This is a genomic window from Pedobacter sp. Leaf250, assembly GCF_920984735.1.
GTDB lineage: Bacteria > Bacteroidota > Bacteroidia > Sphingobacteriales > Sphingobacteriaceae > Pedobacter.
Genome location: NZ_CAKLBU010000004.1, coordinates 18812 through 32005 on the forward strand (window position 1 = coordinate 18812; position 13194 = coordinate 32005).

Sequence of the window (13194 nt, forward strand, 5' to 3'; positions counted from 1 at the left end):
TTAAATCTATAAAAAAAGGCCATCCCAATATGGAACGGCCTTAAAATCGAAACAAATATTTATTTAGATATTAATAACCATTATTACCAAATTCTGAAGCATTGGTAATGGCATCTAAAAAGTATTGTGGAATCGGCCTAACGGTGTGTTTTTTCGGATCAAAGTTAGGTGCAATAATTGGATTAGTTTGCTGGAAATAAGCATTTGTAAGGTTTCCAGTTCTTTTTAAATCAATCCAGCGGGTATGTTCGCCAGCCAACTCTCTTCCACGCTCTTTTAAAATATAAGCGACATTCATTTCTGCAGGTGTGGCTAACATTTCGCCTTCACGACTGGTAATGGCAGCTCGTTTACGAATTACATTTACGTAGATTGATGCTTTTAAAACGTCGTTATTTGCTAAAATGGCCGCTTCGGCAGCAATTAAATAAACCTCACCTAAACGAAGAATCGGAATATCGCCCAACCAGTTTTGATTAGACTGTGCATACATTTTACCAGAGAATTTTTTGAATGCTGGAAAAATATTGATCAAACTGGGTTCATTAGGAAAAGAAGCAGGTAATTTATAATTGTTTGATGAATCAAAAAGATCACTAGGATCTACAACCAATGCAGGGATTTTTCTTTTATCTGCAACAGGAATTGTCCAGTTTGGCGTAAAAACTGAAAGACCAACATCATTCGTCATATTTTTTTCCTCCTCGAAAGTACCTCCCGAAGCCAGAAAATAATCAGGGCCAGTGTATGCTTGTCTGGTACTCAAAATAGTTTTACCAACAATTGATGGATCTTTTTGGTAAGCCGTTGCCAATGCAGCAGTAATTACTTTATCAGCACTCGCATAAAATTTGTAAGTAAAAGTATTGGCAAATCTGGTATCAGGTGTATTTTCCCTCGGATCGAAAATATTGGTTAACAAATATTTTGTTGGCTTATATTGTTTAGAGTTCGATCTACCATAAAGCACAGTTGTTTCGATGGTTCCCCATTCTGCCCCTCTACCGCCTAAATCGGGCAAATAATATTGACGGGTACGGCCTCTGTTAAAACCTTCAGGGTTTAAACCAGAAACATCAATTGCCTGAAGAAAAAGAAATTCTGTATTGCTTTTATTGTTTTTTAAATCGAAAGCCTTTGCAAAGCCAGATCGTGTAGCATCACTCAAATATAAAGCTGCGTTATATTTAGCTGGGTTGTTAATCAGTTCTTCAGCCGTGGCTAAAGCAAGTTGTGCATATTGCTCTTTTTCACCCAACCGTGTACGCTGCAAGTATACTTTCGCCAACATGGCATAGGCAGCTTTTTTGGCAATCCGACCTCTTAAAGCACCTTGTGTAACAGGCAGCTTTTCACATGCAAATTTCAAATCAGAAATGATGACATCGTAAATCTCTTTTTCTGTACTACGCGTTGGTTGAATATTATTGCCTTCGGTAGCAGCAGATTTTGTGGTTAAGTAAACAGCTCCAAACTGCTCTACCAAATTAAAATATGCCCAGGCCCTCCAGAAATAAGCTTCGGCAACTTTTGTATCAATATCTGCCTGAGAACTGTAGCCTTTTACTTTTGAGCTGAATTCAATTGCAGTATTGGCAAGACCAATAGCCGAATAACAGCCTCCCCAAATGGTTCTAAGGGTAGATAGATTGGTATTTAAAGTGTTATCATAAGTGGTAATACCAATATCAGATCCAGCATAATTAATCCATAAATCGGTTCCCATTTCAGATGGGCCAATGAAATCTACTTTTCCATAGAAGAAATAATTATCAACGTAAATGGTATTAATTAATCCTTCAAAACCTGATTTATTTGTATAGGCAGTTTCTAAGGTGGTAGCTCCAGGGTTTACTTCATCAAGGTATTTTTTGCATGAAGTTGTGCTAAGCGAAAATACTACAATTAAGCCTAACGAATATTTATATAATGTTTTCATTTCCTTTTTCTTTAAAATTAAAATGAGGCGTTTAATCCAAAAACCATCTGTCTGTAAAGTGGAAAACTATCATTTCCAGCAGTTTCAGGATCGATGTTCTTCAGCAAATCACTTTTAGCAAACACGAAGCTGTTGTAAGCGGTGCCATAAAACCTAATGCGGCTAAAACCGGCCTTGCTGCTCACTTTAGTTGGCAAGGTATAACCAAGTGTAATATTTTTTATCTTAAAATACGATCCATCAACAATTGATAAAGCGCTGATTAGCGTATTATTTACTGCTCCAAGTGTTGGTCTTGGAAAATCATTTGTTGGGTTTGTAGGTGTCCAATAATTATATGTATCAGGCTGTGCAATTGAGTTCCAATAACCTAAAAGCTGTGCGTTTATGGTTTGTCCATAACGCATGGTCATAAATACAGTTAAATCGAAACCTTTATAAGCGAAGGTATTTTGTAAACCTAAACTAAAATCTGGCGTGTTATGTCCTAAAATCATTCTATCTGCTGCAGTGTACGGGTGAACCCCATTATCACTTACACCCGATGCATCAATTCTTGGTACAGTTGCCAATTTCATATCACCAGGTTTGGCACCATATTTAGCCGCTTCCGTTTCTTCGCCCAGTTGCCAAATACCTAATTTTTTATAACCGAAAATCACCGTTTGTGGCAATTGGCTGCCAACAAATAGGTTATTGGTAATTAATGCAGTGGTGGCAACAGAATTACCTAAATCAATTTTGGTTAGCTCTTCTGTAGCTCTTGTAAAGGTAAATGCAGAATTCCACCTGAAATTTTTCGTATCAATGTTCCTGCTGTTAATGGTTAACTCAATACCTTGATTTTTGGTTTCACCAATATTGGCATAAATAAAATATTGGTTCTTGGCATCATAACCACCATCCGTAGGAGGAAGATTTCGTGGATATAAAACACCTTTTGATTTGGTGTGGAAATATTCTCCGGCAAAATCTACTCTCCCATTAAACAAAGTAAAATCTAAACCTAAGTTGAAATTGTAAGATCGCTCCCAGGTTAAAGCCTCATTGCCTAAAGCACGATTAGTAGAATATAGCGGCAATGCTGTTGAGCCACCCAAAGTAAGTGGAAAATCCCCGGATCTCGAAGCCACCAAAGTGCTGTTATTATACGCAGGAATGTTTGGATTTCCGGCTACGCCATAACCTGCTCTTAATTTCAGATTGGTAACGTAAGCTTTACTAAATTCCATAAATTTCTCATCGCTGATACGCCATGCTGCCGAAACTGATGGAAAAGTAGACCATTTGTCAATCAACTGCGATACACCATCCCAACGGTTAGAGGCCTGGAAAAGATACTTTCCTTTGTAACTATAGTTAATTCTTCCAGCAAACGACATTCTATTTTGTTGCGTGTAACCAGTTGACTTAACTGTAGATATAGTCGCAGCGGCCAGGTTGTAAAATTGATAGTCATCAAATTCAAGTCCGGTACCATAAATAAATGAACGCTCTCCTCTTTTATCCTCTAATGATGTAATTCCAGTAAAGGTAAACTGATGATCTTTTGCAATGGTTAAGTTGTAGTTGATAATATTTTCCCACAAATAATTGTAGCCGATATTGTTTTCGTAACTGGCCTCTTTTGCAGTTCTACCTTCTGAAAGGATGTTATAAGAACGCTCGTTGGCAAAAGTACCTTGTCTGCTCGCCGAAAGTGTTAAACCCAAATTTGAACGGATCGACAGGTTTTCAATTGGCGTAAATTCTACATAAGGATTCACCGCCAGGAAAAGACTTTTTGTATTATTGATAAAAACGCCATCAGCATAATTTGCAATCGGACTCACGGCAGATACACCTGCAAGTGGAAGTGCATTTACAGATCCATCAGAATTATATGCAGAACCCAATGGATAAACGCCAAACGCTTTATTGATCCGACTATTGGTTTGGTCGCCATTTCTTAAGTTTACCGTAGTTTGTAATCCTGCTTTAAAATATTTATTAAAGTTTACATCCACTCCACCACGTACATTATAAAATTTTGATTGATCGCCTTGATAAATTCCTTTTTCCTGAATGTAACCCAACGACATGTAGCCCTGTACCTTCTCAGATCCACCACGGATTGAAATGTGATGGTTTTGTTGCGATCCGTTGCGTAGCGTTTCATCTACCCAATCAACCCATTGGTTATTGTTTATTGCTGTGATTCCCGAAGCTGGTATACCCGCATCAGTTAAATTTGCCGGATATCTTCCATTTGCCGCAAAATATCTTTCATTGATGTAACTCAACCAGGCATCACCTGTTAAAGCTTTTGGGAATTCTGCCCTTCCATTGGTGCCGTAATAAGTATCCACATCAATTTGCACTTTCCCGGCTTTCGCTTTTTTAGTGGTGATCATAATTACACCATTGGCACCAGCTACACCATAAATTGCGGTTGATGATGCATCTTTTAACACATCTATGGTTTCAATATCGTTTGGATTTAAACTGTTGATATTTCCAATGATTCCATCAATAACATATAAGGGATTTTGTGAAGCACCTGGAATGGAACCTACTGTAATGGAGCGGTTACCCCTAAGTAAAACGTTTGGCGACTGACCAGATTGGCCACTTGTACGCTGAATATCTAAACCAGCAACTCTGCCTTGTAAAGCTTCCATTGGGCTACTCACCGGATTTAGCGTAATGTCTTCGCTTTTTACGCTGGACACAGCACCAGTCAAATCTTTCTTTTTTACGGTACCATAACCCACCACCACAACATCGTCTAGATTGGCAATATCTTCAGTCATTACAATCTTGATTTCGCTTTTGCCATTCACAGGAATTTCTGTCGATTTAAATCCGACCAAGCTTAAAACGAGTGTTTCATTACCCGTTTCTAAATTAATCGTAAACTTTCCATCGGCATCTGTAGCAACAGCTGCACCGCCACCCTTAACTTTTACTACAACGCCAGGAAGTGGACCACCTTTAGCATCCACAACAGTTCCTTTTACTGGAATTAATTTTGTTCGCTTAATTTTTGTTATGGCGACCAGGTGCTTTGGTGATTCTGCTGCGAAAGATAGGAAAGGTAGCAAGGCTATTCCTCCTATTAAGCCGAGAACACCAACTGTCTTGATTAGACGGTTGTCATGTAAATTTTTGCTCATAGTTTATAATATTGGTTAGGTTTATTACACAATTCAATAATTAAACGTCAAAAATACGTTTATGAATTTTATCCAGACGATACACATCACATTTTTTACAAATGAGATTGATATTCTCTAATAAATTTAAGTGTAATCAAATTTAATGTCATGATGCACATTATGTATGTACTATACTTGCATTAGATTGTAGAATATTATCCTGTTTAAATTAGCATCGCTTTTAAAGATTGATCTAAAATATCAATGGCAAGTTCCATTTCTTTTTCGTTTAAACTGCCAAAACCCAAGCGGGTAGCAATAAGATTTTTGTTTTGATATAAGATTGTTTTAGGAATAAAAAGTCCATTCTCCAAGCATTTTTTTTGCAGCTTAATTAAACTGAAAGGAACTAACCACTGCACCCAAACTGCCAATCCTTGGTTTGGAATTTGAAAATTTATCAACCCAGAAAATTTATTGTTTAAGAGTGAAACAAAATAATCACGGCGTTCCTTATAAATCTTTTTATTTTTCTTCGCTAAGCGATGAATTTCTCCTTCCTTAATCCATTCAATAAGTACCTGCTCTTTTATTATATCTACGCCTGGCGCCAAAATGCGTTGATGTTTTTCCAATTCATTTATAAAATTTGGCGGACCAGAAACAAATCCATAACCAAAACCAGCCGGCACCGACTTGGCAAAAGAGCCTACATAAACTACACTTTTGTGCGTATCTATCGCTGCAAGTGGTAAAATGGTATTGTTATCGAAATGAAATTCAAAATCATAATCATCTTCAATAATAATGAAACCGAATTGCCTGGCCAATTCAAGAATTTCAATCCTTCGTTTTGCACTTAAAGAAATGGTGGTTGGATAATGGTTAATCGACGTGAGATAAAGGATCCTGATTTGTTGCTCATTGCATATTTTTAGTAAATGTTGGGTATCAATTCCTTCCTGATCAACTGAAACAGACACAATTTCTGCTCCGCTATCCAGTATAGTCATGTTAGAGAGATAATAACCTGGCGATGCCACAACTACTTTATCTCCAGCCGAAATGAATAACCTGAGCACCATGTACAAACTAATTTCATGATTGCTGGTGGTAAGTAAATTGGATGGCGCTATTTTGAGTCCACGTGTAAGGTTTAAATAATTTGAAAACTGTTTTTTAAAATCGAGGTGTGTTTGTGCTAAAAGCTGTTTACTTCTATTTCGTTTCAATTTCGACACGTACAATCTCGCAAGCACATCGGTATGAATCAACCTGGCATCGGGCAAACCATCGTTAAACTGAAGTGGCAACTCGCTTATTTCAATTGGGTTATCTAAAATAATTGATCGTTTAAAATTGAAATCAACCGGAGCATCAAGATCAATCTGCAAGGAAGAAGTATTTTCTTTTTTAACAATCTGCTTTTGATTAGAAAGTATAAATGTACCTTTGCTGGGTGAAATTTCTATAAATCCCTGCGATTCCAAATCTTGAAAAGCTTTAATAAGGGTATTTCTGTTTATCCCTAAGAGTTTGCACAGGATTCTCGTCCCCGGCAATTTCGTACCTTCTGGAAGCAGGCCAAGTTGTATCGCTTTAATAAACTCAAAAACAATTTGCAAATAAATTGATGTTGAGCTACTCATATCAAGTTTTATAAAACTTTTGAAAGGAATTTGAACCGGACTATCCATTATCTTCAAACTGGCATACTTTAGTGGTACGGCAAGGTACTACTTTTGCAAAAAAAATAAACAAGTGAAAAGATTTTATTTTGCCCTACTGATGTTTTTAAGCGCTAATTTATTTGCTCAGCAGAAACAAGATACTGTTATTAAGATTGATGATGTAGTGATCAACGAGAATGGTTTTAAAACGCCGATCTCAAAACAAAACAGAAATGTTTACATCATCGATAAAGAAATGATTGCTAAACTACCGGCCCGCAGCATTCAGGAATTACTGCAATATGCAAATGGGATCGATTTAAGGCAACGTGGACCGTTCGGTGCTCAAGCCGATATCAGCATTGATGGTGGAAGCTTCGAGCAAACTGTTGTGCTCTTAAACGGAACCAAAATTATTGATAGCCAAACGGCACACAATATGCTAAATCTGCCAATTCCTATTGAAGCTATAGAAAGAATTGAGGTTATTCGCGGACCTGCGGCAAGGATTTATGGCATCAACAGTTTAACAGGTGCCATTAACATCATTACCAAAAAACCAACAAAATCTGGTGTATTGGCAGATGTGCATGCAGGCTCAAATTTTGATAAAAACATTGAGGGATCTGGAAAAACTTTTTACAATGCCGGCTTTCAGTTGGGTGGTGTAATCAGCAAAGCTAAACAGCAACATTCTTTATTTGGTGCGCATGATAAAAGCAATGGTTACCGTTTTAATACTCAATTTGAAAACACGAAACTGTTGTACCAAGGTAATTTTCAGCTAGATGAATTGAATGAAATCAATGCTTCTTTCGGTTATACCAAAAATGAATTCGGGGCAAACGGATTTTATGCGGCTCCTGGCGATAAAAATTCGATTGAAACCGTGCAAACTACTTTAGCTGCCATACAATCGAAGCACATTTTATCTAATCGCTGGACTTTACTGCCTCGTTTAAGCTATAGATATAATTTTGATAACTATCGTTATTTTGGCAATGTTAATCCGAATGCAGGAGTGAGTAAGCACAGTACAAATTCATTTGCTACAGAAGTAACCAGCACTTATAGAACCAATAACGGTGAACTGGGTTTAGGTGCTGAAGTGAGAAGTGAAGACATCAATTCTTCAAACATTGGCAATCACCGCCGAGAAAATGTTGGTTTCTTTACTCAATATCGCACCAATTTGCTCGAAAAATTAAATGTAAATGCTGGAGCATACCTTAATTACAACTCCTCATACAAATGGCAAATTTACCCTGGTATCGATGCCAGTTATGCCTTAACAGATGAATTTAAGTTTATTGGAAGTATTGGAACCAGCCAGCGCATTCCATCTTTTACAGATTTATACCTTAACCAACGCCCGGGTAATATCGGAAACCCTGATGTAAAACCTGAAAATGCCTTCCAAAGTGAAGTAGGCTTAAAATTTTTGAAGAAAAATCTTACCCTGAATTCGAGTTTCTTTTACAGAAGCATAGATAATTTCATCGACTATACCCGCTTGGTAGCCACCGAACCTTTTCAGGCAAATAATGTAGGTTCGATGATTACAAAAGGATTTAACATCCGTTCAAACTATGGTTTTGAAATAAACGAGGACTCGAAATTCAATGTTAACCTGGCTTATTCTTATTTAGATTCAATGTTTAAAAACATGGCACAGGTATTGGCCTCTAAATATCAATTATCTGCATTGAAACATCAGGTTACCAACACTGTAGATTTTAAATACCACAATTTTTCGGTATTGTTTGCTACACGATTTAACCAAAGAATTACTGGTCCATCTTATTGGATTAACGATTTCAGACTCAGTCAATCCATTAATAAATTTACGGTTTATGTGGATGCTCAAAACATTTTCGATACCCAATATTTTGAGATTGGTGCAATTCCGCTTCCTTCCCGTTGGTTCAGTTTAGGGGTAAAATTTGTAACGCTGTAATTCTGGCGGGCATTTAAAAAACTTATTCGTAATTTTGCGGCAATGATTTTTTACAAAACTGACGAACAAGTAGAACTGATGCGAATCAGTGCACTTTTGGTAAGCGAAACACTATCTGAAATCGCTAAAATATTACGCCCGGGCTTGCAGACTATTGAAATTGACAAACTGGCTAATGAATTTATTTTAGATCACGGCGCCGTACCATCGTTCTACAATTACAGCGGCTTTCCACACCATATTATTACATCGGTTAATGATGTAGTGGTTCATGGCTTTCCAGGTGAGGAAACTTTAAAAGATGGAGATATCATTTCTGTGGACGTTGGTGTGATCAAAAATGAATACCACGGCGATCATGCCTATACTTTCATCATTGGCGATGCCAGTAAAGAAATTGTAGACTTGGTGAGAACAACAAAAGAATCGCTTTTTGTAGGAATAAACGAAGCCGTTGTAGGTAAACGCTTGGGCGATATTGGTTATGCCATACAAAATCACAATGAGAAACAAGGTTATGGTGTAGTTAGAGATTTCGTTGGTCATGGTTTGGGCAAAAGTATGCACGAAGATCCTCAGGTACCTAATTACGGCAAACGCGGATCGGGTTTAATGCTGAAAGAAAACCTGGTTATGGCCATTGAGCCGATGATTAATATGGGCAAAAAAGAGGTTTATATCGAAAAAGACGGCTGGACAGTAAGAACTAAAGATGGTAAACCTTCAGTACATTTTGAACACGATGTTTGTGTTAAAAAAGGGAAGGCCTTAATTTTATCAGATTATGCTCCGATTGAAGCTGCAGAAAGAAATAATCCCAATTTAAAATCTGATTATTAAAATTTTTATTGCTGGTTTCTTCATCGATAACACAGCAAAGAAATGAAATAAGATATTTAATCCTCCTGACTTAAAAGATTGAAGATTTGATTTTTGGGATGCTCCCACTCCTGGTCTTGATGTGTTACCATTAATACTGTTGTTTGCTGCTCTTCGAAAAGCGATTTCAATCTTTCCATTATACGGATTTTAAGTGCCGAATCGAGTGCGGCAAAAGGTTCATCCATAAGTAACAATTTGGGTTTCGTAGATAATGCCCGTAAGATGGCCAGGCGTTGCTGTTGTCCGCCAGAAAGTTGCCTGGGTAATCGTTCTTTAAGCGAAGTTAACTCTCCAAGTTCAAGTAACTGGTTGATGTAATCGGCATTATCACTTCCATAATGAAGATGTTGAGCTACAGTCATATTGGGGAAAAGTGCATAATCCTGAAAAACAAAACCAACATTACGCTCCTGTACCATTTTCGAATATTTTATTTGACTATCAAACCAAACCGCATCGCCAAATTTTATTAATCCCGAATCTGGCGTAATAAAACCGGCCAAAATTTTCAAAAGCGTCGACTTCCCAACACCCGATGGCCCTAAAATTCTGGTAACAGAATTAAACTGAAAAACAGTTTTAACTTGGAGCCTGAAACTGCCTGGCCCGCGGCCTATTCTTTTATTGATGTCTATTGCTATCATTCGAAAGGGCTTTTAACTGCATTCTTATTAATGATAAAAACACCTATAACAATCAAAAAAGTGATCGCAAATAAAATAAGCGCATAATAGTTAGCTGAAGCATAGTCCATCGTTTCCACTGCATCGTAAATGGCGATTGATGCCACTTTGGTTTCTCCCGGAATATTCCCCCCGATCATTAAAACTACACCAAACTCACCCAAAGTGTGTGCAAATGTTAAAACCACCGCAGTAAAAATTGACGGTTTGATATTTGGCAAAAGAACTTTAAAAAATGTTTGCACTTTCGATTTACCCATCACAAAAGATGCTTCCTCCATCGATTTCGGCAGATGAGCGAAAGCCGATTTAATTGGGCTAACCATAAAAGGAAGACTGTAAATAATGGAAGCAACCACCAAACCTTTAAACGAAAAAACCAATTGCAAATCGAAATGTCGGTGTAACCATTCACCAAAGCCATTGTTCGGACTAAAAGCCAGAAGCAGGTAAAAACCAAGCACCGAAGGAGGCAAGACCAAAGGCATCGTAATAAGTGCTTCGGCAATGAGTTTAAAGATAGTTTGCCTGCGTGATAGCCAATAAGCGATAGGAACGCCAATAAATAGCAATAAAATTGTGGTAATGGCAGCCAGCTTTAAACTTAGCCAAATCGGTTCCAAATCCATTATTTCTTATTTCTAATTTGGCAGATGATAACCATTGCTGTTTAAAATTTTTCTAGCTGATGCAGATGATAGGTATTCATAAAACTTTACAGCATTTATTCCCGATTTTTTTGCATTGGAGAGCAAAATTACCGCCTGCTCAATTTTTTGATAACTTATTTGATCTATCCTGGTCCATTTAAGTTTTGCATTAAATCCATTCTCATATAAAAAAGACTCCGTTGTAAAGCCTAAATTCACCACACCCGTTTGGAGATATGTATTCACCTGCGAGATACTTTCTCCAAATACCAGTTTTAGCTTAATACTGTTTTCTAAATTATAAAATTTTAACGATTGTTGGGCAGCTCTTCCATAAGGGGCAGTTTGGGGATTCGCAATTGCAACTTTCTTTACTGCATTAGTTGACAATATTTGCTGCCATTTTTTAATGTCACCTTGCACAGTTCCGCAAATAATCAGGCTGCCTAAAGCATAAATTTTCGGTTTTTCAATTCCATAACCTGCTTTAAAAAGCTTTGTAGGAAATTCTGTATCAGCAGAAAGAAAGACATCATATGGTGCTCCATTCATAATTTGCGTTGTAAGTTTTCCTGATGCGCCGGAAATCACTTCAATATCAATATTTGTTCGTTTTTTAAAATCAGCCTGCATTTTTTTAATCACCGCTTGTGCATTTGCTGCTACTGCCACCCGAACAATTTGAGCGTAGGTTTGAAATTGAATCAGCAACAGAACGCCAATACAAAAAAACATTTTACGATATACGATCCTCATCATTTAGCGAATTCAATTTTAATACTGGTTACCTGCTTTATACACCTTGCTGGCCGCTTATCATGCTCTACAATAATTCTGAATGGGCCATCTGTAGAAAGTAACGGTTCGTTATCAATTGTATCAGCCAAAATTATTTTCTCATCAGAAAAATCTGAATCCAATTCTGCCAACGAAAAAACCACCTGATAACCATCAATAGCCTCAACAATAACATATTTTGTTAAATTTTCTCTCCGAAGATCTTTACCCAAAGTTGCGCCACCTTTTGCCAATATAGTTGATAGTAAAACACCAGAATATTGAAAATCGGTACTATCCCTGTCTTTTCTCGAAACCTTTACCCTCGGCATTTTTTGGAAATCCGCCATTGTGAGTAGATATGGTTTGCTTAGCGCTCCTCCAACTTTTATAGCATCGGAAGTTTGTGCAGCTGCCGACAAAGCGTAGCAGACCATCACGACTAAGAATATAAATTTTGGAATAATATTGGATTTCATATTGGGATGCTGGGAAGTGTTGATTTTAAACGAAACAAATATAGAAAAATGACTGGCTATGTGCTTCTGGAATCGATTTAATTCAACTTGCGATATTCATTTGGAGAATAGCCGACACGTTGTTTAAAAACCCGACTAAAATGTTGTGGATATTTAAACCCCAATTCGTAGGCAATCTCATTAACTGTTTTCTCCGGATCGAATATTTTTTCTTTTGCAAGGTTAATGGTTTTATATTGAATTACCTCTAACGCTGATTTCCCAGTTTCCCTTTTGATTAAATCGCCAAAGTAATTTGATGAAAGGTTAAGTTGCTCTGCACAGTAATTCACATTAGGCAAACCCAATAATTGTGGCTTATCACTTTTAAAGTAATCATTAAGTAATTTTTCAAAACGGGCAACAATCCCTTTATTCGCATTATCTCTGGTGATAAACTGGCGATCGTAAAACCGGGTGCAATAATCAAGAAAGAGTTCGATATTAGCTGCAATAAGTTTTTTACTGTGATGATCGATATCTCGCTTAAGCTCATATTCAATTTTGGAAAAACAATCTAAAATAATTCCCCGCTCTTGAATAGAAAGGTGAAGCGCCTCATGTACCTGATAAGAAAAGAAGTTATAATCGTTCATGTGGCGACCGAGTGCCGTACCGAGTAGCAAATCGGGATGAAAAACCAAAGCCATGCCTTGTGGTTGGTAAACATGATCAGGGTTATTTTCTCCTATAATCTGATCGGGAGCTAAAAAAATCAACGTTCCCTCCTCGTAATCGTAATTATTCAATCCATAACGGAGATCACCACATTTAATCTGCTTAAAGAAGATCGTATAAAAACCGTAAGCCATTCGCTTCGATTCTCTTTTCGAAGCTTTAGATAGGTCGACTATGGAAACCAAGGGATGCAAGGTTGCATGATTGTTAAAATCATTGTAACTTTTAATGCTGTCGAATTTTAATATTGAATCCATTTTAGTTATTTTCTATTTGTAAACTTAAGCGATGATCCAGCAAAGA

10 protein-coding genes are annotated in these 13194 nt (G+C 37.2%); 2 read left to right on the forward strand and 8 right to left on the reverse strand.

The window, feature by feature from the left end; genetic code table 11:
* Positions 1-70: 70 nt before the first annotated feature.
* The 3 genes from LUA91_RS04515 to LUA91_RS04525 form a co-directional block, all read right to left on the reverse strand.
* Complete coding sequence (locus LUA91_RS04515) at positions 71-1939, reverse strand: RagB/SusD family nutrient uptake outer membrane protein (protein ID WP_231424837.1); 1869 nt, start codon at positions 1937-1939, stop codon at positions 71-73.
* Between the two features lie 17 nt (positions 1940-1956).
* Complete coding sequence (locus LUA91_RS04520; protein ID WP_231424838.1) at positions 1957-5094, reverse strand: TonB-dependent receptor; 3138 nt, start codon at positions 5092-5094, stop codon at positions 1957-1959.
* Between the two features lie 206 nt (positions 5095-5300).
* Entirely contained in the window at positions 5301-6725 is a 1425-nt protein-coding gene (locus LUA91_RS04525; RefSeq protein WP_231424839.1) for a PLP-dependent aminotransferase family protein, read from the reverse strand.
* Positions 6726-6837: 112 nt separating this feature from the next.
* On the opposite strand from LUA91_RS04525, the gene LUA91_RS04530 reads away from it, so the two are divergent.
* Both LUA91_RS04530 and map read left to right on the forward strand, forming a co-directional pair.
* On the forward strand, positions 6838-8703 hold the full coding sequence (locus LUA91_RS04530; protein WP_231424840.1) for a TonB-dependent siderophore receptor: 1866 nt from the start codon (positions 6838-6840) through the stop codon (positions 8701-8703).
* Between the two features lie 42 nt (positions 8704-8745).
* The gene (gene map / locus LUA91_RS04535; protein WP_231424841.1) at positions 8746-9543 is read left to right on the forward strand and encodes a type I methionyl aminopeptidase; all 798 of its coding nucleotides are present in this window, start codon (positions 8746-8748) and stop codon (positions 9541-9543) included.
* 56 nt (positions 9544-9599) lie between these two features.
* On the opposite strand, the gene LUA91_RS04540 is transcribed toward map, so the two are convergent.
* From LUA91_RS04540 to LUA91_RS04560, 5 genes are all read right to left on the reverse strand, one after another.
* Positions 9600-10229, reverse strand: coding sequence for a sulfate/molybdate ABC transporter ATP-binding protein (locus tag LUA91_RS04540; RefSeq protein ID WP_231424842.1), 630 nt, complete (start codon positions 10227-10229; stop codon positions 9600-9602).
* Positions 10226-10897, reverse strand: coding sequence for a molybdate ABC transporter permease subunit (gene modB, locus LUA91_RS04545; RefSeq protein ID WP_231424843.1), 672 nt, complete (start codon positions 10895-10897; stop codon positions 10226-10228). Before modB ends, LUA91_RS04540 begins: the two co-directional genes overlap by 4 nt.
* A 12-nt stretch (positions 10898-10909) precedes the next feature.
* A complete protein-coding gene (gene modA / locus LUA91_RS04550; RefSeq protein WP_231424844.1) occupies positions 10910-11677 on the reverse strand; it encodes a molybdate ABC transporter substrate-binding protein in 768 nt (255 codons plus the stop codon).
* Positions 11674-12174: a molybdopterin-dependent oxidoreductase gene (locus LUA91_RS04555; RefSeq protein WP_231424845.1), complete on the reverse strand. Its 501-nt coding sequence runs from the start codon at positions 12172-12174 to the stop codon at positions 11674-11676. Before LUA91_RS04555 ends, modA begins: the two co-directional genes overlap by 4 nt.
* 77 nt (positions 12175-12251) lie before the next feature.
* The gene (locus LUA91_RS04560) at positions 12252-13148 is read right to left on the reverse strand and encodes an AraC family transcriptional regulator (protein WP_231424846.1); all 897 of its coding nucleotides are present in this window, start codon (positions 13146-13148) and stop codon (positions 12252-12254) included.
* Between the last annotated feature and the right edge of the window lie 46 nt (positions 13149-13194).

Coding starts and splice junctions, on each gene's coding strand:
- modB (WP_231424843.1), bottom strand. CDS start 10,897: ATGGATTTGGAACCGATTTGGCTAAGTTTAAAGCTGGCTGCCATTACC.
- map (WP_231424841.1), top strand. CDS start 8,746: ATGATTTTTTACAAAACTGACGAACAAGTAGAACTGATGCGAATCAGT.
- LUA91_RS04540 (WP_231424842.1), bottom strand. CDS start 10,229: ATGATAGCAATAGACATCAATAAAAGAATAGGCCGCGGGCCAGGCAGT.
- LUA91_RS04555 (WP_231424845.1), bottom strand. CDS start 12,174: ATGAAATCCAATATTATTCCAAAATTTATATTCTTAGTCGTGATGGTC.
- LUA91_RS04515 (WP_231424837.1), bottom strand. CDS start 1,939: ATGAAAACATTATATAAATATTCGTTAGGCTTAATTGTAGTATTTTCG.
- LUA91_RS04520 (WP_231424838.1), bottom strand. CDS start 5,094: ATGAGCAAAAATTTACATGACAACCGTCTAATCAAGACAGTTGGTGTT.
- LUA91_RS04525 (WP_231424839.1), bottom strand. CDS start 6,725: ATGAGTAGCTCAACATCAATTTATTTGCAAATTGTTTTTGAGTTTATT.
- LUA91_RS04560 (WP_231424846.1), bottom strand. CDS start 13,148: ATGGATTCAATATTAAAATTCGACAGCATTAAAAGTTACAATGATTTT.
- modA (WP_231424844.1), bottom strand. CDS start 11,677: ATGATGAGGATCGTATATCGTAAAATGTTTTTTTGTATTGGCGTTCTG.